The sequence below is a fragment of the Geobacillus sp. E263 genome (assembly GCF_007197795.1).
Lineage (GTDB): Bacteria > Bacillota > Bacilli > Bacillales > Anoxybacillaceae > Parageobacillus_B > Parageobacillus_B toebii.
The window spans coordinates 389,459-414,920 of sequence record NZ_CP041632.1; the positions used below are offsets into that span (position 1 = coordinate 389,459).

General features: G+C 42.4%; 26 protein-coding genes and 1 pseudogene. 25 read left to right on the top strand and 2 right to left on the bottom strand.

Features of this window, described 5'->3' with window-relative positions; genetic code table 11:
- Positions 1-132: 132 nt before the first annotated feature.
- From FNL97_RS01865 to FNL97_RS01885, 5 genes are all read left to right on the top strand, one after another.
- Complete coding sequence (locus tag FNL97_RS01865; RefSeq protein WP_286173575.1) at positions 133-1,653, top strand: N-acetylmuramoyl-L-alanine amidase; 1,521 nt, start codon at positions 133-135, stop codon at positions 1,651-1,653.
- 166 nt (positions 1,654-1,819) lie between these two features.
- Positions 1,820-2,974 carry a polysaccharide pyruvyl transferase family protein gene (locus tag FNL97_RS01870; protein ID WP_062679034.1) on the top strand — a complete coding sequence of 385 codons (1,155 nt, stop codon included), beginning with the start codon at positions 1,820-1,822 and terminating at the stop codon, positions 2,972-2,974.
- Positions 2,964-4,061 (top strand): glycosyltransferase, encoded by a 1,098-nt coding sequence (locus FNL97_RS01875; protein WP_286173456.1) that lies wholly within the window; start codon positions 2,964-2,966, stop codon positions 4,059-4,061. Before FNL97_RS01870 ends, FNL97_RS01875 begins: the two co-directional genes overlap by 11 nt.
- 82 nt (positions 4,062-4,143) lie before the next feature.
- Positions 4,144-5,649, top strand: coding sequence for a murein biosynthesis integral membrane protein MurJ (murJ, locus tag FNL97_RS01880; protein ID WP_143414928.1), 1,506 nt, complete (start codon positions 4,144-4,146; stop codon positions 5,647-5,649).
- A gap of 271 nt (positions 5,650-5,920) precedes the next feature.
- Positions 5,921-6,988, top strand: coding sequence for a glycosyltransferase family 4 protein (locus FNL97_RS01885; protein ID WP_062679036.1), 1,068 nt, complete (start codon positions 5,921-5,923; stop codon positions 6,986-6,988).
- A 54-nt stretch (positions 6,989-7,042) separates the two neighbouring features.
- Here the strand turns inward: FNL97_RS01885 and FNL97_RS01890 are convergent, their stop codons facing one another.
- Both FNL97_RS01890 and FNL97_RS01895 read right to left on the bottom strand, forming a co-directional pair.
- Complete coding sequence (locus FNL97_RS01890) at positions 7,043-8,065, bottom strand: LCP family protein (RefSeq protein ID WP_143414929.1); 1,023 nt, start codon at positions 8,063-8,065, stop codon at positions 7,043-7,045.
- Between the two features lie 40 nt (positions 8,066-8,105).
- On the bottom strand, positions 8,106-8,741 hold the full coding sequence (locus FNL97_RS01895; RefSeq protein ID WP_143414930.1) for a YigZ family protein: 636 nt from the start codon (positions 8,739-8,741) through the stop codon (positions 8,106-8,108).
- Positions 8,742-8,963: 222 nt separating this feature from the next.
- Between FNL97_RS01895 and FNL97_RS01900 the strand changes: the two genes are divergently transcribed.
- The 20 genes and pseudogenes from FNL97_RS01900 to FNL97_RS01995 all read left to right on the top strand — a co-directional run bounded on the left by FNL97_RS01900 (position 8,964) and on the right by FNL97_RS01995 (position 25,440).
- Positions 8,964-10,109: a sensor histidine kinase gene (locus tag FNL97_RS01900; RefSeq protein WP_143414931.1), complete on the top strand. Its 1,146-nt coding sequence runs from the start codon at positions 8,964-8,966 to the stop codon at positions 10,107-10,109.
- 34 nt (positions 10,110-10,143) lie between these two features.
- Positions 10,144-10,821 (top strand): response regulator, encoded by a 678-nt coding sequence (locus FNL97_RS01905; protein WP_143414932.1) that lies wholly within the window; start codon positions 10,144-10,146, stop codon positions 10,819-10,821.
- 109 nt (positions 10,822-10,930) lie between these two features.
- The gene (locus tag FNL97_RS01910) at positions 10,931-11,776 is read left to right on the top strand and encodes a DegV family protein (RefSeq protein WP_143414933.1); all 846 of its coding nucleotides are present in this window, start codon (positions 10,931-10,933) and stop codon (positions 11,774-11,776) included.
- A gap of 69 nt (positions 11,777-11,845) precedes the next feature.
- Positions 11,846-13,345 (top strand): ATP-dependent helicase ComFA, encoded by a 1,500-nt coding sequence (locus tag FNL97_RS01915; RefSeq protein WP_143414934.1) that lies wholly within the window; start codon positions 11,846-11,848, stop codon positions 13,343-13,345.
- On the top strand, positions 13,342-14,049 hold the full coding sequence (locus FNL97_RS01920; protein ID WP_143414935.1) for a ComF family protein: 708 nt from the start codon (positions 13,342-13,344) through the stop codon (positions 14,047-14,049). The genes FNL97_RS01915 and FNL97_RS01920 overlap by 4 nt, the downstream gene beginning before the upstream one ends.
- A gap of 60 nt (positions 14,050-14,109) precedes the next feature.
- A complete protein-coding gene (locus tag FNL97_RS01925; protein WP_143414936.1) occupies positions 14,110-15,966 on the top strand; it encodes a hypothetical protein in 1,857 nt (618 codons plus the stop codon).
- Positions 15,963-16,211, top strand: coding sequence for a flagellar biosynthesis protein FlhB (locus tag FNL97_RS01930; protein WP_143416275.1), 249 nt, complete (start codon positions 15,963-15,965; stop codon positions 16,209-16,211). The genes FNL97_RS01925 and FNL97_RS01930 overlap by 4 nt, the downstream gene beginning before the upstream one ends.
- 11 nt (positions 16,212-16,222) lie before the next feature.
- Positions 16,223-16,660 carry a YaaR family protein gene (locus tag FNL97_RS01935; RefSeq protein ID WP_143414937.1) on the top strand — a complete coding sequence of 146 codons (438 nt, stop codon included), beginning with the start codon at positions 16,223-16,225 and terminating at the stop codon, positions 16,658-16,660.
- Positions 16,661-16,716: 56 nt separating this feature from the next.
- Positions 16,717-17,127, top strand: coding sequence for a TIGR03826 family flagellar region protein (locus tag FNL97_RS01940; protein ID WP_143414938.1), 411 nt, complete (start codon positions 16,717-16,719; stop codon positions 17,125-17,127).
- Between the two features lie 94 nt (positions 17,128-17,221).
- The gene (gene flgM, locus FNL97_RS01945) at positions 17,222-17,485 is read left to right on the top strand and encodes a flagellar biosynthesis anti-sigma factor FlgM (RefSeq protein ID WP_143414939.1); all 264 of its coding nucleotides are present in this window, start codon (positions 17,222-17,224) and stop codon (positions 17,483-17,485) included.
- 56 nt (positions 17,486-17,541) lie between these two features.
- On the top strand, positions 17,542-18,036 hold the full coding sequence (locus FNL97_RS01950) for a flagellar protein FlgN (RefSeq protein WP_143414940.1): 495 nt from the start codon (positions 17,542-17,544) through the stop codon (positions 18,034-18,036).
- 26 nt (positions 18,037-18,062) lie between these two features.
- Entirely contained in the window at positions 18,063-19,628 is a 1,566-nt protein-coding gene (gene flgK / locus FNL97_RS01955; protein ID WP_143414941.1) for a flagellar hook-associated protein FlgK, read from the top strand.
- Between the two features lie 11 nt (positions 19,629-19,639).
- Positions 19,640-20,539: a flagellar hook-associated protein FlgL gene (gene flgL / locus FNL97_RS01960; protein ID WP_143414942.1), complete on the top strand. Its 900-nt coding sequence runs from the start codon at positions 19,640-19,642 to the stop codon at positions 20,537-20,539.
- A 48-nt stretch (positions 20,540-20,587) separates the two neighbouring features.
- Positions 20,588-21,178, top strand: coding sequence for a DUF6470 family protein (locus FNL97_RS01965; protein WP_143414943.1), 591 nt, complete (start codon positions 20,588-20,590; stop codon positions 21,176-21,178).
- 17 nt (positions 21,179-21,195) lie between these two features.
- Positions 21,196-21,633 carry a flagellar assembly protein FliW gene (gene fliW / locus FNL97_RS01970; RefSeq protein ID WP_143414944.1) on the top strand — a complete coding sequence of 146 codons (438 nt, stop codon included), beginning with the start codon at positions 21,196-21,198 and terminating at the stop codon, positions 21,631-21,633.
- 15 nt (positions 21,634-21,648) lie between these two features.
- Entirely contained in the window at positions 21,649-21,897 is a 249-nt protein-coding gene (csrA, locus tag FNL97_RS01975) for a carbon storage regulator CsrA (protein WP_143414945.1), read from the top strand.
- Complete coding sequence (locus FNL97_RS01980; protein ID WP_143414946.1) at positions 21,894-22,079, top strand: hypothetical protein; 186 nt, start codon at positions 21,894-21,896, stop codon at positions 22,077-22,079. The genes csrA and FNL97_RS01980 overlap by 4 nt, the downstream gene beginning before the upstream one ends.
- Positions 22,080-22,232: 153 nt before the next feature.
- Positions 22,233-24,164: a flagellin N-terminal helical domain-containing protein gene (locus FNL97_RS18810; protein WP_143414947.1), complete on the top strand. Its 1,932-nt coding sequence runs from the start codon at positions 22,233-22,235 to the stop codon at positions 24,162-24,164.
- A 349-nt stretch (positions 24,165-24,513) separates the two neighbouring features.
- Positions 24,514-24,627, top strand: a pseudogene (locus tag FNL97_RS01990) (flagellin); the annotation flags it as partial.
- Between the two features lie 495 nt (positions 24,628-25,122).
- Complete coding sequence (locus tag FNL97_RS01995) at positions 25,123-25,440, top strand: hypothetical protein (RefSeq protein WP_143414948.1); 318 nt, start codon at positions 25,123-25,125, stop codon at positions 25,438-25,440.
- The last annotated feature ends 22 nt before the right edge of the window (positions 25,441-25,462 follow it).

Below are 25,462 nucleotides of genomic sequence, written 5' to 3' on the forward strand. Positions count from 1 at the left end.
GATGGGCTTTATGTCGTATATTTGGAAAAGTTTGTCGAATTAGGGTTGCGATTTTATACATAGTTTCATAGAATTAAGTTGATAGAGGGAGAATGTACATATTTGCCCGAATTTTGGATAATGAAAGGAGAGATGTTGTTGCAGCCGTTGCGATTATTGTTGGTTTGTTCACTGATGTTGTTTTGTTACTGCTCGGCGGCTTATGCAGAAATGGATTCATCTGCTACTTCTTCCCGCGATAATTTGCAGGAAATTCGTGATTTTCATCAGCCATCGCCGTTTAATGCCAAATCATCCTATGCTTCTTTTTCGACCGCTTCCACCGAGAAAACGATATTTGCTGATGTACCAGCCGATCACTGGGCAAAAAGAGAGATTGAATTTTTATACGAGCGCTCGATTATCCAAGGATATAATGAAAATGGGGTATTGAAATTTCATCCAAACGAGAACGTAACGAGAGCACAAGCGGCGAAAATGATTATAAAAGCGTTAGGAGAAAGCGAAAAGCCTGTAACTAGTGCTCGTTTTAAAGATGTTCCTCCTTCCCATTGGGCGGTAGGTTGGATTGAAAGAGCGGTGGAAAAAGGAATTTTCAAGGGATATGATGATGGAACGTTTCAACCAAACGCTCCACTGAAACGGTCGCAAATGAGCAAAATTATTGCTATTGCTTTTAAGTTACCGGAGCCTGCAGTTGCGAAAAACCAGCAGATTTTCCGTGATATTAAGCCAGATTACTGGGCTTATCCTTACATCGCGAAACTGTATTACCATGGGATTTCTAACGGAAGCGACAATCAGTTTATGCCAGAGTCATATATATCAAGAGCTCAATTTTCCGCATTTGTCGCTCGCGCGTTGAACAAAGATTTCCGCCTTTCGGTCAATAGCCCTGCTATTGCTACAGGGAAAGTGACTGCGGACACATTAAATGTCCGTTCGGCTGGAAACGCCAACGCTTCGGTGATTGGCCAGCTTGTTCGTGGGACAGTGGTTAATGTTTTAGAGATAAACGGATATTGGGCGAAAATTTTGTACAATGGCAAAACGGGATATGTACATAAGTCCTATTTGAAATTAAAAAATGTGAGCGGCAATCCGGTGCAAGGGCGTATTATTGTGGTTGATGCCGGCCATGGCGGAACAGATCCAGGGACGATGAAAGAAAAAACGTATGAAAAGAACATCGTTTTGTCTGTTGCGAAAAAACTGAAACAGAAGCTGGAAAGCGCCGGGGCTAAAGTCATTATGACGAGGGAAACCGACGTGTTTAAAAAGCTCGAGGAGCGAGTGCAGATTGCCAAAAATAATTACGCGGAGCTGTTTGTCAGCATTCATGTCAACTCGGGAAGCCCATCTGCGAGCGGCACAGAAACTTATTATGATACATCGAAAAATCCGAATGGCTACGAAAGCTATTTACTAGCGAAAGCCATTCAGCAACAAATCGTAAGCAACGCCAGCATGAAAGATCGCGGCGTAAAAGACTATAATTTTTACGTCGTCCGCAATAACAATGTTCCAAGTGTTCTGATCGAACTCGGTTTTATCACGAACAACAGTGACTACCAAAAATTGACTTCCGATTACTATCAAGATATTTTTGCGCAATCGATTTATAATGGCATTGTCCAATATTACAGCCAATGATAAGATGAAGGGTGCCCAAAGGGCCTCCCTTCATTTTTCATTGTATTGAAAAATTGCTATAATGTAATGGTCAAAAGTGCTTTTATGGATAAGGAAACAATAGTATAATGAATAAAGTTGAGACGAACAACATTTTTCGACAATCATTTTTAAAAAGGTGTTTTTTATGAAGATAGGTATTATAGGAAACTATGGTCACAATAATAATGGAGATGAGGCAATTTTAACAGGAATCTTAAAACAGTTGATAGAGGAGCTGTCTATCCCCAACGAAGATATCATTGTTTTTAGCAACAATCCCAAGGATACAGAGCAACGATACGGGGTCAAAGCAGTTCCTATCTTTCACCGCAAAGGCCCTCTCCTGTTCTCTATTATGAAAACATTAAAAGAAAATTATTTTATCATGAGAAAGCTCGATGCAATCATTGTGGGCGGCGGCGGAATTCTTATGGATTTGTATAAATGGGATGGTCCATTATACGCTACTCTTGGGTTATTAGGGCATTACGCAGGATGTAAAGTGATTGTTTACGGAGTCGGGGTAGGTCCGATTGAAACGAAACTGGGGGCCTTTTTCATTAAGCAATTATCCCAAAAAGCCTTCTGCATTTCCGTTCGGGATGAGCAATCGAAACGGCTGCTGCAGGCGCTAGGGGTGAAAAGGGACATACATGTAATCGGAGATCCAGCACTGTATTTAGCTGCTCCAAACGAAAAGAAAGAATCACGCTTTGTTCAAAAAGTAGCCGTTACCGCTGTGCCATATTACAATGGGAAGTATTGGCCTACTTCTAATGAACAAAAGTACTCCAATTACGTTACCGGAATGGCGAAAAATTTAGATCAGCTTATTGAGAAAAAGAACGTGACGGTTACGTTTTTTTCAACGAAATATCCCCAGGATGTGCAAGTTACAAAGGATATTGCCTCACGAATGAAACATAGTGATCGTGTCACCATTATTGATGAAAATTTGCATCCAAATGATATTGTCTCTATTTGTGCTTCCCATGATCTTGTGATTGGAACAAGACTGCATTCGCTTATTTTGGCGGTTGTCGCAAAAACTCCAATCATTGGCGTTGGCTATCATCCAAAAGTTCATCATTTTTTAACGTTTATCCGCCAGACAGATCGCTATGTTTCTGTTGAAGAACTAGGAATGGAACCGACTTCGTTTGTTCAGATTGTAGAGAAGATGGAGAAAAATTGGTTGGACATTCAACGGGAAACGATACAAATAGCTGAACAGATGAGAGAGAAAGCAGGGGAAGGGATTGAATTGCTGCGTTTGATGGGTGAGAAACATGTCCGCTAAAAAAATATTAGTGTTAAGCAACATGTATCCGACGGAAACGGCAAAATCATTTGGCATATTTGTGAAAAATCAAGTGGAAGCTCTCCGCGGCCGAGGGCTGGATGTGGATGTCATTGCTGTAACAAACCCTCGTACTGACAAGGCAAATGTCCTGATGAAATATATTTTTTGGTTTCTTCGGACGCTGATTCATTGTATGATAAAAGGCCGAAGTTATGATGTCGTTCACGCTCATTACGTTTTTCCTACAGGAATGTTAGGATTATGGTATAAAAAATGGTGGAAGAAAAAGCTGATTGTGACTGCACATGGCGGGGATATTGACCGGATGGCCAACAAAAGCGGACGGATTCGGCAGTGGACTACAACCATTTTACAAGAGGCGGACCATGTCATTGCGGTAGGGCACAAACTTGCCGAACAAATTCGCAATGAATTCGGCGTTCCTAGAGAAAACGTCTCTGTGATTAACATGGGAGTAAATCGCCGAATATTTCAACCGCTCGATAAAGATAAGGCGAGAAAGCGCTGCGGGATCGGTGAACATGAGGTTCCAATTTTATTTGTTGGAAATATTATTCGTCAAAAAGGACTAATCGAATTGGTGGAAGCATTTTCTAAATTGAAAAAAGAATATCCTTCTGTTTCTCTTTATATGATTGGGGCCAAGAAGGATAATGCCTTTTATAATGAACTCATTCATCGCATTAAGGAAGCGGGAATCAACGATGTATCTATATATGATGCTATGAAACAGCAGGAGGTAGCGGTGTGGATGGCCGCCGCGGAGATGTTTGTTTTGCCGTCTCATTTAGAAGGATTTGGATTGGTGGCATTAGAGGCAATGTCTTGTCATACTCCCGTTGTCGGAAGCCGTGTTGGTGGATTGGCTTATTTGCTGGATGATGGGGCAGGCGTGCTTGTAGAGCCTCGCAATCCAGACTCCTTATTCGAGGGAATGAAAAAAGTTCTTGATGATCCTGCCCTTCGGAAACAGCTAATTCAAAAAGGTGAGGCGCGCGCCCAAGAAAATGATCAAGAGCGAATTATTGATCAAATTCTTCAGCTTTACGGTCATGTTGAGTAATATTATTATTTCAAAATACTAATTCCAAACGAAATCAATGGGTATGATGAACGCAAAAAATAGTGGTATAGCAGGTGAGGATGTGAACAGAAAACGCCTGTTTCAAGTCATTGGTGTCGTAACCGTTATTAACATATTGGCCCGATTTTTCGGTTTTATACGTGAAGTGATCATCGGATATCATTTTGGCACGTCCTCATTAGCAGATAGTGTTGTTTTGGCTTATACCATTCCTAACTTTTTGTATTTGGTACTTGGCGGGGCGATTACGACCGCCTACATCAGCATCTATAGTAAAATGGTGAACGATATAGAGAAGCAGCGCTTTCACAATACTGTATTTACATATATGTTGGTTTTCTTATTATTGCTCACAGCAGGATTAATGCTGTTTTCAAAAGCCATTGTCGCATTCTTTTTTTCAGGTCTCACCGGCTCACAGTTGCTGATGACGTCACAGCTTTTTGCCATTACGGCTCCGTCTGCGTTATTTCTTGTTTTTTCAATGTGGTTTTCTGGCATTTTAAACGCGCAAAATCAATTTTATAGCGCTGCTGTTGCGACATTGGTGAATAACGGGATGTTTGTGCTGCTGGTCGTATTGCTTTATCCTTTTTGCGGTATTTATGCATATGGATGGGGAGCGGTGGCAAGTGCTGTGATGATGATTGCTATTTTGTTTGTTCATTTGCGGAAAAATAACTTGCACCGCTTTCGTTTTCAATGGGTGACGACGGAATCGGAATACATCGTTAGAATGTTGAAAATTGCTATACCTGTCCTATTTGGTGGTGCGACGCTGCAATTGTATATTTTTATTCAGCGCATGTTCGCATCACAGCTCGAGGCCGGCTATGTAGCGGCTTTAAACTATGCTTCGAAGTTTGTCCAGCTGCCGCAAACTATTTTAATGACTAGCGTAACGACAGTCATCTACCCAATGCTTGCCAAAAAAACAGCAGAGCAAGATTATGCGGGCATTTCATCTATATTTTTCCGTGGGCTAAAATCGTTATTCATGATTATTATTCCTGTTTCGATTTTTGTTTATTTTTATGCTGAAGAAGTGGTAAAGCTCATTTTCGAATACGGATCGTTCACGGCACAATCGACAAAAATGACGGCGATGATGCTAAAAATTTTTGTCATCGGGATGTTTGCGCAAGCCGCTAATCTTTTTGTCACACGATTTTTTTACGCAATGGAAAAATCGTTCGTTCCAGTAGCTACCGGCATGATTTCCGTATTTGGCGTCAATATTTTGATTATTAAGCTGTTCATTGGAAAATATGGAGCGGACGCTGTAGCATGGGGAACGACGATTAGCGCTATGGTTCAATTTCTAACGCTGATTGCTGCAAGCGTGGTACAGCTTCGTCTCCAACCTGAAAAAGAAACGCAGTGGCTTCGGCTTTTCCTGTATGCCATCTGTGTAACGGTCGCCGCATCGATCATTCACAAATATGTAGATTTTAGCAATCATATTGTGAATATTGCAGTAGGCGGAGTCATATTCGTTCTTTTCTCTTTTCTTTTGTTAAAATCGTTTCGTTTAATTTCTCTTCAACGGCTGCCGATGATGAAATAGGCAGCTGTTTTTTTATGACTGTTTGTTTATCTAAAGGCAGATGTGCGTACAGAGAAAATACATATATGTTCGAAATATATGAATAAAGAAAAAGATTAATAGATTTTCAGTGATTTTGCTATTTATGTAATAGAGTTAATATGCTATAATCAACGCTGTGGGATTTGAGCGCTGAAAGTGTTTGGAAATCAAATTTAAAAAAAATGGCAACAGCCGTTTCGAGTGAGAAGTTAGATGAGTGGTTATCCTAGAACTTAAGGGAGGGGTTCCCATGCTATCTTTATGGATGACTTTGCTTATATGTTTTGCCTGCTCCGTTATTTTAACCCCAATTGTAAAAAAATTAGCGTTTGCCATTGGAGCGACTGATAAGCCAAATCATCGAAAAGTCCATCAGAAAGTAATGCCGCGTTTAGGCGGTTTAGCGATATATATCAGCTTCTTGATTGGTTATTTTATTTTGCGCCCATGGAACGAGGATTGGATGTATATTTTGCTCGGAAGCTCGATTATCGTTGTTATCGGCATACTGGATGACATTTACGAACTTTCGGCAAAAATAAAGTTTTTGGGTCAGCTTATCGCCGCTTTTATTGTGGTGGTAATCGGAGGAATCCAAGTCACCTTCATTAACCTTCCGTTTGGCGGGGAACTGCACTTTGGGGTATTGAGCATCCCTATTTCTATTATTTGGATTGTGGGAATTACTAATGCCATTAACTTAATCGATGGACTTGACGGGCTGGCTGCGGGAGTGTCCGCGATCGCCTTAATTACTATTTCTGGAATGGCCATCATTATGGGTGACTGGTTCGTTTCCTCGATAGGATTCATTATACTTGGAAGCACATTAGGGTTTTTATTATATAATTTCCACCCGGCGAAAATTTTTATGGGCGATACAGGTGCTTTATTTTTAGGATATATGATCTCCGTGTTGGCGCTGTTAGGGTTTAAAAATGTTACATTCATCTCGTTTGTTGTGCCTGTGCTCATTTTAGGAGTGCCGATTTCTGATACATTTTTTGCAATCATTCGCCGAATTGTTAAAAAACAGCCTTTATCTGCGCCTGATAAATCGCATTTGCACCACTGTTTGCTTCGGCTTGGATACAGCCATCGCCAAACGGTTCTCATTATTTATGGCATGAGCGCCTTGTTTGGACTTATCGCTGTTATTTTGTCACAGGCTGCCGTATGGGTATCGATGATTATATTAGCTATTGTCCTGCTTGCCCTTGAATTAGTGGCAGAAAAAATCGGCTTGGTCGACAGCAATTATCGTCCAATTTTAAAAATTGTTCGGGTCATCCGTTATGCCAATGGAAAACAAAATTAATAAAAAAGGTCATCTTGGGCTTCTTCCCAAGATGACCTTTTACTTTGTTATGGCTTACTGTTCTTCGTCGCTATTTTTATCGGTGCTGGTGCTGTCATCATCAGCGCTCTCATTCGATGATTGCAAATGATTTTGGAGCGTTTCCCCTATTTCTTGTACGGAATCTTCATCTAACATGTAGTAATAAATCCCGTCGTTATGGTCTGTTCCTTTGAGATAGAGTGATTCAATCGTCAGCTTTTTGTCACCTATAACATAATGGACGAGAGATTTCATCTGATCAAACGTGAAGTTCGTTTTCATATTGTCCCCTACGGCTTCGATGACATCGTCATACTTTGTAATGGAGCTGGTCTTGCTTGCTTTCTCTAAAATGGCTTTTAAAATTTGTTGCTGGCGTTTTCCGCGTTCGATATCGTTATCTTTCTTCCTGGTTCTCGCAAGGGCGAGCGCTTCTTCGCCATTTAACTTCTGAAGCCCTTTTTTCAGCACAATAGCATTATGGTGATCTTCCGAGTCTTTTTCCTTAATATCATAAGGAACTTCGACTTCAATTCCCCCTAGTGCATCTACTACATCCATGAAGGCGTAGAAATTCATTTTGACGTAATAATCGATATGAATGTCAAATAAATTTTCGATGGATTCGACAGTACATTTTGTGCCTCCATAAGCGTGCGCGTGTGTAATTTTATCGTATTTGTCTTCACAAGGGATATATACGTATGAGTCGCGCGGAATGCTCACCATTTTCACGGATTTGTCTTTCGCGTTAAACGTAGCAAGAATAAGCGCGTCCGATCGGGTATCGCTTTTAAAATTTCGCGACTTGCTATCGTCGATGCCGATAAACAGCACAGAGAAATTATCTTTTTTCGGGTCAAGAGACTTTACATTGCCGTTTCCGATCTCTTCATACGACTTGTTAATCATCGATTCAGCTTTATGCATTAAAAATAAAGCATATCCTGCGGAACTGATTAGAAATAATAAACAGGGAACAAATAGCCAAAATAAAATGCGTCTTCTCCGTTTTTTCTTTTTCATCTTTTTAAGCCGTTTTCTTTCATTTACCATGGTAAAAACTCCTTTTCACCGTTTTGACTTTATGTCCGCTTTAAGAGACGTCTGTTTCGAGATACTCTGTCTCCCCTTCTTTTATTTCCGCTCTTCCATTGGTAAGTTCCGTCATCCAGTCGATAAACGTTTGTTTTTCTGCTTCATCAACAAAAATTTCCAGTTCGACATTCTCTAAATAATGAATGTCTTTTATAGTATAGTCAGAAGAGCGCAATTCATTTTCCACTTTTCCAAGCCATGTGTAGTCAATGACAACATGCATGACGCGCACAAGGCGGCGTTCGACAATGCCAGCTGCCTTAAGCCCTTCTGATACGGATTTTCCGTAAGCACGAACAAGACCGCCCGCCCCGAGTTTAATGCCGCCAAAATATCGGGTGACGACGGCGACGGTATCTTTTAATCCTTTTTTCTTTAACACTTCCAGCATCGGAACGCCAGCGGTGCCGCTTGGCTCGCCGTCATCGTTCGCTTTTTGAATTTGGTCGTGTTCGCCGATGATATAGGCAGAACAGTTATGTGTTGCGTCCCAATGCTTTTTTTTAATTTGCTGGATAAACTCAATCGCTTCCTCTTCTGTTGTTGCTCTATTGATATAGCAAATGAAACGGGATTTTTCAATAATGATTTCGTTTTCTCCGTACCCTTTTACTGTGTAATATTTTTGTAACAAAACAAAAATCACCCCACTGTTACACAAAGGAGTTTCAAAAATTCGATAAGTTTTGGACAAAAACATGTTATACTAATTTAGTAGAAAAAGAAATAGATTGTTATTGTTATTGGATGCTTTTTTTATTATAAATCGACAACATTTTTCCTTCAAATAAATTTTTTTGGTGCAGATACACAAAATTAGAAAGCAGCGCAGCAAAGCGTTTACGGGGGATCTTGTATGTCTTCAAATAAAACGTTAGATGCAAAAGAATTAGATAAAATTGTCGAAAAAATGATCGACACCGTTCAACATAGCAAAGACGAAATTTTTCGAATCGGTGAACAGTCACGCCAAGAACATGAACGGCTGCTTCAAGAATTGTTGGAAGTGAAGATGCTAACCAAACAGACGATTGAAGAGGCGGATAAACTGGAAATACAAACCCGGCTGTCTCGGCAGCGTCTTGCGGAAGTAAGCAAGGATTTTTCGCTATATTCGGAAGAGGAAATTCGTGAAGCATACGAAAAGGCCCATGAATTGCACATGGAGCTGGCGATGATCCGCGAGCGGGAAAAACAGCTGCGGCTGCGGCGCGATGAGCTGGAGCGGCGCTTAGTTGGGCTGAAAGAAACGATTGAACGGGCAGAGCATTTAGTTGGACAAATTACGGTTGTTCTTGATTATTTAAACAGCGACTTCCGTCAAGTGGGGGAATTTATTGAAGGGGCTAAACAAAAACAAGAGTTTGGGTTAAAAATTATCGAGGCGCAAGAAGAGGAAAGAAAACGGCTATCGCGGGAAATTCATGATGGTCCAGCGCAAACGCTCGCCCATGCCATTCTTCGTTCCGACTTCATTGAAAAAGTGTTAAAAGATCGCGGCATTGAAGCGGCGATTGCCGAAATTCGCGATTTTAAAAAAATGGTTCGTTCTGCTCTTTATGAGGTGCGAAGAATTATTTATGATTTGCGACCAATGGCGCTTGACGATTTAGGTTTAATTCCTACACTAAGAAAATACCTACAAACGATCGAAGATTATAATAGGGAGATTGCCGTCTCCTTTGTACACATTGGTGAAGAAGTAAGACTACCGACCCGAATGGAAGTTGCAGTGTTCCGCCTCATTCAAGAATCAGTACAAAATGCCCTGAAGCATGCGGAAGCGACCGAAATTCAAGTGAGAACGGAAATGAATAACAACCAGCTGTTTGTGATGGTAAAAGATAATGGGAAAGGATTTGACACAACGGTAAAAAAAGAGAATGCTTTTGGACTTATTGGTATGAAAGAACGGGTCGAATTGTTGGAAGGGACATTAACGATTCGGTCGCAGGTTGGACTCGGTACAACGATTTTCATTCGCATTCCATTGAACGTATAACATACATAAATCAAAAAAGAGAGGAGAGGGATGCATGAAAACACGCATCGCCATCATTGATGACCATCAACTGTTCCGGGAAGGGATGAAACGAATTTTAGAATTTGAAGAAAACTTTGAAGTCGTCGCAGAAGGCGCGGACGGAAGCGAAGCCCTTTCGATTGTAGAAGAGCACCGCCCTGACATTGTTATTATGGACATTAACATGCCGAACATCAATGGAGTAGAGGCAACGAAACAGCTGATTGAAACGTATCCTGATACAAAAGTTGTCGTTCTTTCGATTCATGATGATGAAAACTATGTGATGCGCGCATTGCAAACAGGGGCTACCGGCTATTTATTAAAAGAAATGGATGCAGATACATTGATTGAAGCGGTGAAAATCGTCGCAGAAGGCGGCTCGTACTTGCATCCGAAAGTGACGCACAATTTGATTCGCGAATACCGCCGGCTTGCATCGGAAAAAGGCGAAAACAAAGAAAGAAAACGCGAAGTCCGCTGGCCGCTTCATCTATTAACGCGCCGTGAATGTGAAGTATTGCAGCTATTAGCAGACGGAAAAAGCAACCGCGGTATCGGTGAGGCGCTATATATCAGCGAAAAAACGGTGAAAAATCACGTAAGCAACATTTTACAAAAATTAAATGTCAATGACCGTACACAAGCGGTCGTTGTCGCCATCAAAAACGGCTGGGTCGAAGTGCGCTAATGTTTGCGGAAAATGGCTGGACAATTTATTGCTATTGGATAATGAATTTCGTCCCTTTTTTTTTGTTACAATAGGTAATAAAGACTAATGAATGAGGAAGGTATGAACGATGAAAACAGCCATTGTAACGGATAGCACCGCTTATATTCCGAAAGAAGTGCGCGATAAGCTAAGGATTCATATGATTCCGTTGAGCGTCTCGTTTGGCGCGGAAACGTATCGTGAGGAAATCGATATTAGCACGGAACAATTTTACGACAAAGTAAAGCAGCATAAAGAGCTGCCGACCACCTCCCAGCCAGCGGTTGGCGAATTTGTCAAACTATTTACATCGCTCCGTGACGAAGGATACGATGCGGTCATCAGCATACACCTATCAAGCGGCATTAGCGGAACATACCAAGGTGCGCTGACGGCAGGGAATATGGTCGATGGTCTGCAAGTGTACGCGTATGATTCGGAAATCAGCTGCATGGCCCAAGGTTTTTACACGATCGAAGCGGCGAAGATGGCGCTTGATGGGAAAACGCCAGAGGAAATCATCGCACGGCTCGATGAAGTGAAAAAAACGTTGCGCGCTTACTTTATGGTAGACGATTTATCGCATTTGCAGCGCGGCGGAAGATTGACAGGCGCACAGGCGTTCATCGGCGGACTGCTGCAAATTAAGCCGCTGCTTCACTTTGAAAATAAAGTGATCGTTCCGTTTGAGAAAATTCGCACGCGCAAAAAAGCGATCAAACGGATTGAAGAGCTGTTCAGCGAAGATGCGGCAAAAGGGGTGCCGCTAAAAGCGGCGATCATTCACGGAAATCGCCCAGAAGAGGCGGAACAATGGAAGCAGCAATTATCAAGCCTTTATCCGCATGTGGAGTTTACCATTAGCTATTTCGGACCTGTCATCGGCACCCACCTTGGCGAAGGTGCGTTAGGACTAACATGGTATCAACCGTAATCTTGCTGATCCCTATGCCGCAAAGCCTTATGCGGCATAGGGATGAACAATATGAAATGGAGGGATCATATGCGTTTTATCGTGGATGAAGGAAGGTTGATCCTCGAAGCATTGGCCAAAACCAATGACCGAACTGCTAAACCGATCAGCCACATCGATGTCACGTCTTCTATCCCACTGCACCCCGAGTTTCCTTACTCCCCAGAACTCCTTTCCTTTCTGGAAGGAAAACAGCTTCTCCTCGAGGAACTTCCTTTTCCTCTCGAGATGATTCAAGCCCATTATGAACACGGCTACCTTTCCTATGAAAAAGGGATTGCGAAAACGAAACATGGATGGCGCTGCATAAGGTGCGGAAACGAGGAGAATCATTTTTTCGCCTCATTTCCTTGTGCACGCTGTCAAGCGGTTTGTACATATTGCCGCAAATGCATTATGATGGGGCGAGTCAGTACATGCACCCCGCTCGTCGTATCCCGCTTTTCCTTCCCTCAAGCTTGCTATTTTTCCCCGCTTTCCTGGAACGGAATATTATCCCAAGGCCAGCAGCGTGCTGCCGATGCGGTGGAGGACGCAATCGTGCGGAATGACGAATTGCTCGTATGGGCGGTTTGTGGCGCTGGAAAAACGGAGGTATTGTTTCCAGGCATCGCGCGGGCGCTTGAGATGGGAAAACGAGTATGTATTGCCACCCCAAGAACCGATGTTGTGCGCGAGCTTGCCCCTCGTTTGAAACAAGCGTTTCCAGGCGTCCCATTGATCGCCTTGTACGGCGGCAGCGACGACCGCGGCAAATTCGCCCCTTTTGTTATTTCCACCACCCATCAGCTATTACGTTTTTACCGCGCTTTTGATGTGATGGTGATTGATGAAGTCGACGCCTTCCCGTATTCGGTGGAACCGATGCTTGAATATGCTGTCGCAAAAGCGCGCAAAGAGACCTCCAGCCTTATTTATTTAACCGCAACCCCTCACCCAAAGTGGCAGAAGGAAATCAAGCGCGGCAAACGAAAAGCGGTCACCATTCCCGCCCGCTACCACGGTTTTCCTCTTCCTGTCCCATCCTTTGAATGGTGTGGAAACTGGCGCAAGCAGTTAAAGCGCAGGCGTCTTCCCCGCAACGTCATCACCTGGGTGAAATTGCGCATTGAAACAGCAAAACAAGCGTTTTTATTCGTCCCCCATATTGATGAGCTCGAGCAAGTTGTACGTATATTGAAACTATTAGACGAGCGGATCGAAGGCGTTCACGCGGAAGATCCGAAGCGTGCGGAAAAAGTGCAAGCGTTTCGCGACGGGCATATTCCGCTTCTTGTCACTACGACGATTTTGGAACGCGGCGTGACCGTTCCGAACATTGACGTTGCCGTGCTTGGCGCGGAAGACCGCATTTTTACGGAAAGCGCGCTCGTGCAAATTGCCGGCCGCGTCGGGCGAAGCGCTCAATTTCCAAGCGGCGACATCCGTTTTTTCCATTACGGAAAAACGCGGGAAATGGTCGCGGCGAAACGGCAGATTGAGCGAATGAATAAGGAGGCGTCGGAAAGGGGGATGTTAAAAACGCAATGAAGTGCTTGATTTGCCATACGCCGTACAATCCGATGGTGAGTTGGCGGCATTTTTTGACATTAGAAAAAGCGGATTGTCTTTGTTCGAAATGCCGCAATGCGTTTATGAGGATTAACGGAGAAATTTGCGATATGTGCGGCCGCCCGTTTGCAGACCTTGAACCATCCCATCGTAAAGAGCGATTATGCATGGATTGTGTTCGCTGGCAAGAGGACGACGAGTGGAAAGATGTGTTGACGAAAAATCGGTCGGTGTATATGTACAATGAATGGATGAAAGAAGTGGTTGCGATTTGGAAATTTCGCGGCGACTACGCGATTGTCCAAGCGTTTCAAGAAGAGTTTCGCCGTGAATTTTATCGTCATTTTGACCATACCTTTTTGATCGTTCCGATTCCCCTCAGCGCCGAGCGGCTGTACGAGCGAGGCTTTAACCAAGCAAAGGCGCTGGCCGAGCTACTCGCTCTCCCCATCCACGATATCCTCACACGTCATCACCTCGAAAAACAATCCAAAAAATCGCGCCGTGAGCGATTGCGGACGGAAAACGTCTTTCAGTTTTCAGGAAAAATGCCTTTACAGGACAAGCATATTGTGTTAATCGACGATATTTATACGACAGGGACAACGTTAAGGCATGCGGCGAAGGTGTTGCGTCAAGCTGGCGCTGCTTCTGTTTCTTCGTTTACATTGGCAAGAGGTTAATATCGAAGACAAACATGCCGATATTAAAAATAGCAAGGGATAGAGCGGAGTGTGAAGTAAATGCAAATTCGCAACGACTTGATCATGAACGAGTCAATGACAAATCTATTGCCGTTTTCCTTGAAAGAGGGGGAAACATTTTTCGCGACCATTAAGGAAAAATTAAGCAGCAATGAAGCGATTATAACGGTTAAAGGACAGGATGTGCACGTTCTCTTTCAAGGCGAAATACCGAATGAAGATCAATTTGCTGTGCAAATTATCGGCATAAAAGATCATGTTTTACAAGTGCAGGCCGTACCGAAAACAGCAGAAACGAATGACGCAGCCACTAGCTTGCTCCCTGTCAGCGAATTAGAGAAAGCGGAACAAATCTTGTTAGCGCAAGGAATTCGTCTATCTAAGGAAGAAAAAGCGATATTAAGACGTTTTTTCGAAAAAGCACAGGGGGCGCTGGATGAAAAACTGGAAACGATACAGGCGCTTGCGAATAAAAAGCTGGAAGTGACCGAATTGCATTTACAGTCCATCCATGAAGCGCTGCATGGCGTGCCATTTGGCGAGATATTAACACAGTTAGCAGATCATCTCGATCTCTTGCCGCATTTGCAATATTCGGAGGAGAGCAGCAGGGAGTCTGTTAACAATGAAAAGGAGAGTTTCAACTCTCAAACTGAAACAGAGTTATTAGAAGATCAAAGGATCTCACAAAAAGATCGCATTTCTGCAGGAGCAGAAGCAACGAATGAACAACAAACGGAACTGCCGTATTGGAATGAGGAATGGTTTCAAACCATCCCCGTCCAATCCAAAGATATGATCGTTAAGACGGTTACAGAAAAACTCTCGCAAGCGGCTCTTGATTTTAAAAAACTGCAAATAGAGATGAATAAAAAGTTAGAAAACGCAGCATTTTTATTGAACAGTGGACAAACATTGGCGCGACAGCAGGCAAAACAATTCGTTGAATCCGTGATTAATACATTAGACCGTGCTATTTTGCGAGGAGAATTTATGCTTTTTACCGACATGAAAACGGAGAAGCAAATGCTTCAAGCAAGTGCAAAATTGGCGGAAGCGAAGCAGCTGCTTACGGAAGGAAAGCCGAGCGATGCTTTAACAATCGTGAATGAAGTGAAAAATTGGCTTAGAGGGCTTCGCTTTCAACCGGCGGATGTAAAAATAAAGCATTTTATTTCCGCTTTTCATTTGAATGAGCAAGAAGTGATGCCGAAGCAACAGCTTCTTTCGCAGCTGGCAAGAACATTAAAGCTTCCGCTAGGCGAAGAAGTTTCAGCACGAAGTATGTTTGAGCAATTTCGGCAATTAGGGTTTCAGCATGAAAAAGATATTTCCCGCGCCTTATGGTTGAAGCAGCCAGCCATGGAACCGCAAAACATAAAGGCGGTGTTAATGAAATTAAGCCAAGGAGAACTTGGCATGATCGCACAGCAAGCCGAGCATGCTTTAATGAATATGACAGGCCAGCAGCTGTTGAGCAAATTTGATGCTAACCATCATATGCAAACGATGTTTTATCAATTGCCGGTGTTATTGCACGATCAAATTGAAACGCTCCATATTTATTTAAACTCCCGAAGTGCTGGAGGAAAGCTTGATTGGCAAAATTGCAGCCTGTACTTTTTACTGGATACAGAAAAATACGGGAAAATCGGCATTTTGCTTCAAGCATTGGAACGAAATTTAACGATTACCATTAAAACGGACAATGCACAACTTGCCGAAGCATTAAAATCGTTAACAGAGATGGCTAAAGAAAATTTGGAGGCAATCGGCTACAATGTAAAAGGGATTGCTTTTGCGAAAATGAATGAACAAGAAGAACCAAAAACAGTGGCAGAAACAACGAAAGAGAAAGAAACAAACAGAGAGAAAGGTTATGATTGGACGGTATGAAAAACGGTTATCCACATTATTTTTCTGCGTTGACGAGTTATCAAAAAGGAGCTGATCAACTGTCGGAGTCTAAAAGCAATACTGTCAACGAAATCATCAAGCAGGCGCAACAACAAAACATTCCCATGCAAAACGATTCATCGCTTGTCAAGCATTTAGCGGATCCGGAAAACCGCGTTCCTTCACAGCTCTATGCAGTCATTGGAGAAATTTTAAAATTAATTAAGAGTATTGAACAACAATAGGGGAGATTCATGTGGAAATTCAAAAAATCACAAAAGCAAACATGGTGAACGTAAGCAAAAAAGAAGCGACAGCATCAGCGTCTGTATCGTTTGCCGAAGTCGTGGCAAAGCAAAACGAAGAACTCGCACTGGAACGGTTTCAGCAACTTGCGAAAGAAATCGAAGAACAAGGGAAAGTTTTGGCGGAATCGCGTTCGGTGGAAGAGTTGCGAAAATATAAAAAGCTTGTGAAAACGTTGCTTGATGACGTGGTAAAAAACGGTTTGCAACTATCCGAACAGCACGGTTTCAATTGGAGCGGGCGCTCGCGGCTATATAAGATTGTGAAAGAAGTGGACAGAAAGCTAATTGATTTAACGAATGCCGTATTGCAAAAAGAAAAACAAGGGATTGACCTTTTAAGCACCATCGGGGAAATTCAAGGATTAATTATCAATATTTATACGTAAGCGTTTTTTATTTGTCTTATAATGAAGGAAAGAGAGAAGTGTTGGGAGGGGAAACAATGAGTTTAGCAAATTGCCCAAACTGCGGGAGCCTATTTGTAAAAAGTCCGTTTCGCGATATTTGCGAGAGCTGTTATAGAGAAGAAGAAGAGGCTTTCGAGAAAGTTTATCGCTTTTTGCGCAAAAGGGAAAATCGCATGGCGACGATGGCGCAAATTGTAGACGCAACAGGAGTGAAGGAGTCGCTGCTGATGAAATTCATTAAAAGCGGCCGTCTACAACTCGCCCAATTCCCAAATTTAGGATATCCTTGCGACCGCTGTGGCAAACTGATTCGCGAAGGAAGACTGTGCGCAAACTGTTCAACAGACTTAAATAAACAATTAGAAATGGTGCAAAAGGAAGAAGAAAGGAAAAAACGTCATCAGATGAGAAGCGTTTATTATACGAAAAAGGACGACGAGAATTAATTTTGATTTCTTGTAAACAATTTTTTTCGTTTGCCGATAATATAGGTAGGAGATATGGAAACGGCATAGAGGCATGGAAAAGGGGGGAATTTTCATGAGAATTGACAAATTCGGCTTGATGGGCGTTAATCCTTACAGACGCCAGTTCGATAAAGAGATGCAGGCGAAAAAGCCTGTAGTTAAACAAGATAAAGTGGAAATTTCCAAGGCGGCGAAAGAGCTACAGCAAATTTCTCAATGGACGGTCGAACGTCAAGAGAAAGTGCGCAAGTTAAAAGAACAAGTGCAAAACGGAACATATCAAATTGATGCGAAGACAATCGCGAAAAGTATATACAAATACTACTTTGAAAATTAAATCAGTATTCACATCATACTGATTTAATTTTTATGTACTTTTAGGGAGAGATTGGATTGTCTGCCAAACAATTAATAGAGTTGCTAGAAAAGCATGTGAAACTGCATAAAGGCTTGTTGGACTTAGCGAACAAAAAAACGGAAGTGTTAAAGAAAGGCGATATGGAAGCGCTCAGTGAAATGGTGAAAGAGGAACAAAAGTATATTGCGGCAATTAAACAAATCGAGAAGGAACGGATTCTTGCTGTTGAAAAGATCATAAGCGCATTTGGCCATACGCAGACAGAGCCGACATTAACGGCATGTATTGAACTAGTGAACGAACCGGAACGTTCCGCTTTAGAAAGATTGCGAGACAATTTGGCGGCGGTCGTTACAGAGCTTAAAAATATTAATGAATTAAACCAACAGCTTCTCCAGCAATCGCTGCAGTTTGTCAACATGACGTTGGATATGATTATGCCGCAGCCGAAAGAAGTGAATTATAGAAAACCGAACATGGCGCCATCTTCATATGAAGGCAGCAACTCGTTATTTGATTCAAAAGCTTAGAGTTTCAAGCATTGGGGGAAAATGTAATGCGATCAACGTTTCATGGTTTAGAGGTAGCCAAACGAGGTATGTTTACGCAGCAATCAGCGTTATATGTAACCGGACATAATATTGCTAATGCGAACACACCTGGTTATTCCCGGCAACGTGTCAATTTTGTGCAAACAGAACCGTACCCACCAGCTTCAATGAACCGTCCGCAAATCCCAGGACAAATGGGGACGGGGGTCGAAGCGGGTTCCATTGAGCGGGTGCGTGAAAGCTTTTTAGATATTCAATATCGTGGGGAAAATAACAAGCTTGGCTACTGGGAAGCGCGAGCAGAAGCCCTAAAAAAAATGGAAGATATCATGAACGAGCCATCAGACAACGGTTTATCGAAAACGATGGATCAGTTTTGGCAAGCACTGCAAGATTTAAGCGTGAATCCGGAAAATGAAGGGGCGCGTTCGGTCGTTCGTCAACGCGGGTTGGCGGTTGTGGAAACGTTTCACTATTTAGCTGACTCATTGACATCGATTCAGAATGATTTCGCGAACCACATCAATGTGACGATCAAAGAAATCAATTCTATTGCTGAACAGCTTTACAAAATCAATCAACAAATCGGAGAAATCGAGCCACACGGTTATTTGCCAAACGATTTGTACGACGAACGTGACCGATTGTTAGACCAACTATCTAACTTAGTCAATATCAAAATTGAGGCTAAGCCAAGCGGCGGGAATGCTGTAAAAACGGCCGAGGGCATATATGATGTATACATTGTGGATGATACTGGCAATCAATATTTGTTAGTCGATGGAAACCAGTCTTATAAAACATTGTCCATTCAGCCAAGCAATGCGGCCAATCCGGAAACGCCAACAGGTCCAGTAAACCAATTAGTATTGAAGGACGTCACCACTAATAGTACTACTAATATTCCATTTACCTCTTCCGGCAAGTTGAAAGGGTTAATTGAGGCTTATGGATATGTAGATGGATCAAATGTCAAAGGCATTTATCCGGAAATGTTGAAAGACTTAGATAATCTTGCTTATTCTTTTGCGAAACGATTTAATGAAGTACATCAACAAGGATACACCCTGAATCCGAGCAATAAAGGCGGTTTGTTTTTTGAAGATCTCTCGCAAGTGGCAGGAGCAGCCAAAGCGATCCAGCTTTCTTCCAATATTGATGATTTAAACAATATTGCGGCATCGTCCCAACAAAATGAACCTGGTAACGGGTTGAACGCAATTAAGCTTGCCAACGTGAAAAACAGCAACTTTGCTAACTTGCAAGATCCGGTTCCGGATCCGTCCATCACATATCCCATTACCGCCGGAACATTACAATCGTATTATGAGGGAATGATCGGGAAATTGGCGGTCGATGCCCAGCAAGCGAACCGTTTAATGAATAACTCGGAAGTGCTGAGACAATCGGTGGAGGAAAGAAGACAATCGGTCAGCGGGGTTTCGTTAGACGAGGAAATGACGAATATGATTAAGTTTCAACATGCTTACAATGCAGCAGCTAGAACGATCACTGCCATTGATGAAATGCTTGACAAAATTATTAACGGTATGGGAGTCGTTGGAAGGTAGGTGAATAAAACATGCGTGTCACGCAATTCATGTTAACACAAAATATGTTAAGAAATTTAAGCCAAAGTTACGAAAGGCTAGGAAAAATTCAAGACCAGTTGTCTACTGGCAAAAAAATTGCGAGACCGTCGGATGACCCAGTTGTCGCGATCAAAGGAATGGCGTACCGAACCAATTTGACAGAGGTAGAGCAATTTAAGCGGAATTTTTCCGAAGCGCACAACTGGATCGATACGGCAGACTCTGCTTTAAACGAAGCAACGCAAGTGTTGCAGCGCATAAGAGAACTCGTTGTGCAAGCGAGCAATGATACGTACGAAACATCACAACGACAGCATATCGCAAGTGAAATCAGCGAATTGAAGGACCATTTAGTGTCGATCGCCAATACACAAGTAGCCGGCAAATATATTTTTAACGGGAGTGATACGCTGAATCCGCCGGTCAACTTAGCCAATTCGACTAATAAAGTGTCGACGAACTCAGAACAAGTGAAAATTGAATTGCTAAAAGGCATTGAAATTCCGGTGAACGTGGATCCGACCAAAATTTTCACCTACAGTACCATCCCGGGTGACGGCTTATTTAGCGACATTGAAGAGTTAGAAAAAGATCTTCAAGCAGGAAAAACCGGACAAGATCTCAATAAATATTTGCAGTACCTTGATAAGCATTTAAGTAACATTCTATCTGAAAGAGCGGAACTCGGTGCCCGCAGTAACCGGATTGAATTAATGGAAGCGCGTGTGGACGAACAGGAAGTCATCGCTCATCGGATTCTCTCTGATAATGAAGACGCTGATATTGAGCGTGTCATCACCGATTTAAAAACGCAAGAAAGCGTGCATCGCGCCGCGCTAGGTGTCGGTGCCCGCATTATTCAGCCGACGCTTCTTGATTTTTTACGTTAAGCTATCTTGCGAGGACAAGATAGCTTTTCCTCTAGGAGGGAATAAAATATGCAACTGCCGCAAATTCGCTTGCAGTCTACCTTTGCAAAGATCGCGATCAAGACAACACCGCCTGTGCTGGAAATCAAACAGCCGCCTGCAGAGCTTGACCTGCAGCAACCCCCGGCGGAAATGAAGATCGAAACAACGCCAGCCAAACTAACCATTGACCAAACGAAAGCATGGGAAGACATGGATCTCAAACATATTTTCCGCCGCATTGAAGAATTTGCGCAACAAGGTTATGAAGACTGGCTGGAAGGTATTGCCCGCGTGTCTCGACAGGGGGATGAATTAATGCGAATTGAAGATGGCGGCAATCCGATCGCTGAGCAAGCAAAAGAAAACAGCGAAGACCCGATATACGATTTTAACATTGGCTGGATCCCTTCTCTCTTTAGTGTCAAAACGAATTTTGAACCAGCGAAAGTGCACATTGATGTAAAAGTCAATAAACCGATTAATCATACAAAAATAAACAAGCCGATGATCAACTATACACCAGGGAAAGTGACGGTAGAGCTTGCGCAGCGCAATTCATTAAAAATTGATTTCGTCAACTTACGGTTTGTTGGTACTAATTTTGAAATTTCCATTTAGTAAAAAGGTGTGAAACGATGAAACTTCGTACAAAATATCATGGTGAAATTGAAATTAACGAACAGGATATTTTTCATTTCGAGCACGGCATTCCAGGTTTTTTAGATGAAAAACAATTTGTCCTATTGCCGCTTGAGGATACCCCGTTTGTTATTTTGCAATCAGTCAAAACGCCAGCGCTTGGGTTTGCGATGATTGATCCGTTCGTATATTTTCCAGATTACGATATCGAACTTGATGAGCAAACGGTAACACAGCTTGAACTTTCTTCAGAAAAAGAAGTGATAGTATATGTCATTCTCACGGTTGCTGATCCGTTTAACAATACAACCGCGAATTTACAAGCGCCGATTGTCTTAAATTACGAAAAGAAACTAGGCAAACAAGTGATTTTAACGAATACACCGTATAAAACGAAACACCGGCTATTCCCTGAAAAGGTCGAGGCGAAATAAAGGAGGCGGGAGCAAGTGCTTGTTTTAACGCGTAAACTCAAAGAAGCGATTCAAATCGGCGATGACATCGAAATCACCGTCCTCGCCATCCAAGGCGATCAAGTGAAGCTTGGCATCAACGCGCCGAAACATGTCGAAATTCATCGGAAAGAAATTTATCTTGCCATCCAAGCCGAAAACAGCGCCGCCTCCCTCGCCTCCAAATCATCGCTTGAACAACTGAACGAGCAATTGAAACACTGGAAAGGGGGGAAAGAAGCATGAGCGTCAGCATCGGCGGAGTGCCAGTTCAAGGCATTGTCGCCCACATTGTGCAAGATAATAAGGCCATTGCCGAACAAGCCTTAAACGAAATCATTAACAAACATAAAGACGATCCAGCCCATATCATCAAAGAAATCCAGCAGCCTTCGCCATTTTCCCAATTTCTCGACATCAAAATCTAAAAAAATTGCGCCAACCTATTAAACTTCCAAAAAACAAACCGATATAAAAAATGAACGCGGCATAGCGAAGAAAGGCGGCCGACTTTCTTCCTATCCGCAAATCTATCATTCCACAAGGACGTGGAAGAAAAAATTTTCAAGGAGGAAAAGAAGATGAGAATTAACCACAACATTGCGGCGTTGAACACGTATCGCCAATTAACGGCTGGTACTGTAGCAGCATCAAAAAACATGGAAAAATTATCTTCTGGCCTTCGCATTAACCGCGCTGGTGACGACGCGGCAGGTCTTGCGATCTCTGAAAAAATGCGCGGCCAAATTCGCGGTTTAGAGCAGGCGTCACGCAATGCGCAAGACGGAATCTCGCTCCTCCAGACAGCAGAAGGGGCTTTAAATGAAGTTCATTCTATTCTTCAACGTATGCGTGAGTTAGCTGTTCAAGCAGCAAACGGTACTGCAACAGATGCTGACCGTGCGGCTCTTCAAGATGAATTAAACAACTTAACTTCCGAAATTAACCGTATTGGTAATACGACAGAATTTAACACTCAAAAATTATTAAATGGTGGAATCGGTTCTAATGAAAGTGCAAAAATTACCCAAGCAAGAAGTGCTTCAATAACTGGTACTGTAAACTTTGCAGCTCAAAATTTGTCTTCTGTTAACTTTACAGCAAAAATTAAAGTCGACAACACTACTTTTGATGTAACTTCCGCTCTTCAAAGGGACTGGACAGGTAAAACTGTTGATGATGTAATTAATGCTTTAAATGAGGTAACATCTGGTGGAACTAAATTATCTGATTTAGTTAATTTGGAGAAGGTTACTTCTGGCGGTAATACATATATTAAATTTACTGCCAAATCAGAAGGAGCGACGAGCTCAATTGATATTAGTCTGACAGGAACGACAACTAACGTTGACGATGTTTTGACAACGGGAACAACAAGTGCAGTGGGTAGTCCTACGACTATGGAAAGAGCAGGAGTTGAAAGTGGATTATCTTTAGATAAAACATTAGCGATTGTAGAAGGCGGAAAACTTGACGCTGATGGAGAAGGTGCAAAAGATCTATACTTTGGTAGTAACAACAAAAATATTGAAATTAACGGAGTAACTATTACTCTTGACAAAGACTATACAGACATAAATGATGTAATTACTGATGTACAATCAAAGTTGGACAACGCATTTGGTGCTGGTAATTTCCTTGTTGAAGCCAATACTTCAGGTAACGGCTTAAAGTTTACAGCTTTAGATGGTAGTAGTATTACCATTGGGGGAGGTACAGCTACGGCTGAGACAGGGTTAAGTACTGCTACTACTAACCCTCAAACAAGAAGCAGTGAATTACAAATTGTACCTGGTGATACCTTAAAAATTACTGTAGGATCTGAAAGTGCTGTAACTGTAAACTTAAATACAGGTACAGATATAATGAAGTATGATGTTACAAATTCAGACTCAAATGTCGCGAAAGCTGAAATGGAGCGTTTTGTGAAAGATATTAATGCAGCTTTACAAAAAGCTGGATTATCTGACAAAGTAACTGCGGCTTTATCAAAAGATAACAAACTTCAATTTATTTCTGAAACTGGAAAAGACATTAAAGTAGAATTCAATAGTGATGCATTAAAATCTATTGGTGGAGCTACTTTAGATGATGTAAAAAATGTTCAACAGGTAGTAGGACCTGGGACACAAGGTTCAGGATATACTACTAAGTTCCAAATTGGTGCAAATACTGGTCAATCTATGTCCTTAACAATTAATGATATGCGTGCGGCTGCATTAGGTATTACAGGTAATGCTGGTCAAGCAGGCTTTACTTCTACAAATACAGTAACAAATGGCACAAATGATATTAAAACGGAAGCGGCATTAAATATTTCAAATAAAGATGATGCTTCTAAAGCTATTGAAATTATTGATAAAGCTATTCAAACTGTATCAGCAGAGCGTGGTAAACTCGGTGCGGTTCAAAACCGTCTTGAGCATACAATTAACAACTTAGGAACAGCATCTGAAAACTTAACAGCAGCTGAATCTCGTATCCGTGACGTTGATTATGCCTTAGCTGCCTAAGCAGCAACAGGCAGAGTCGTCCTAGCTGGAAACGGCTAGGAGTATCACCGGGTGAATTGCTGGAAACCCCTTAGAGCCTTTGACGCCACAACGTAGCTGGAAACGGCAGGCGTGATGGCTGGAAAAGTCAAAGGATTGGGCAACCAGCAGCCAAGCTCCTGTCCCGAAAGGGTGGAGAAGGTTCAACGACTAGGACAGACCGCCTACGGCGAGACGCTATGGCGATGAAGTCCGTAGGGTGGACAGGATTCCTCCATCGTCCTGTATCATCCGAAGCGCCCGGCCCCTAACAGGTCATGCTGAGGGTGAAGATGTAGTCTGGTCCCATCACGAAAGTGAGGGTGGCACGATGGCCAAAGAAATGATGGAGTTCACAAAGAACAATATCCTAACACAAGCAGCACAAGCGATGTTGGCTCAATCTAGTCAAATTCCGCAAGCGGTGTTGCAACTGCTTCGGTAATTTGATTAGAAGGGCGTCTTAGCTGGAAACGGCTAAGAGGATCACTGGGTGAATTGCTGGGAACCCCTAAAGCTTTCCTTGCCACAACGTAGCTGGAAACGGCAGGCGTGATGGCTTGAAAAAAGGAAAGATGCAACAATGGGCAACCAGCAGCCAAGCTCCTGTCCCGAAAGGGTGGAGAAGGTTCAACGACTAGGACATACCACCTAAGGCGAAATGCTATGGTGATGAAGTCCGTAGGGGAGGCAAGATAAGCCGAACCGAAGTGCCCAGCCCCTAACAGGTAAAGCTGAGGGTGAAGATATAGTCTACACAACGGTCGAAAGACGTTGAGGCATGGCAAGCCAACCAACAACCACAAGGGGTACTTCAGTTGCTCCGTTAATTTTATCAATAGAGAGAGGGACCCTAGAGATTCTAGGGTCTCTTTGGTTTATTCTTTATAAGAAGTTACAAAAATGTTTTAGATCTATCATTTAACAAGGGGATGTATTAATGTCAACGGAATTGAGAGCCGCTTTAGATCATTTATTTATGCAAGTTATTTATTTACTGGACAGATCAGAAAACATTTCGCCAAAAGAAACTATGGAAGCAATACAAGACGGGAAGATTATTGAGTTCCTTAATCGGAAGTTTCCAGATCTAGATTTGTCATTGTTTTTAGGAAACCACAAAGAGGAAGGGCAAAAACTTGCTAATCTTTTGGCTGATGTTGCCTGTAGTTATTCCTCATTAAAACAACACGCGACAAGTAATGGATTACTTGTTATCTTATCATGCATTCGAATAGCTTATCAAAATAATCATTGATTGTAAATGCAACTATTCACCT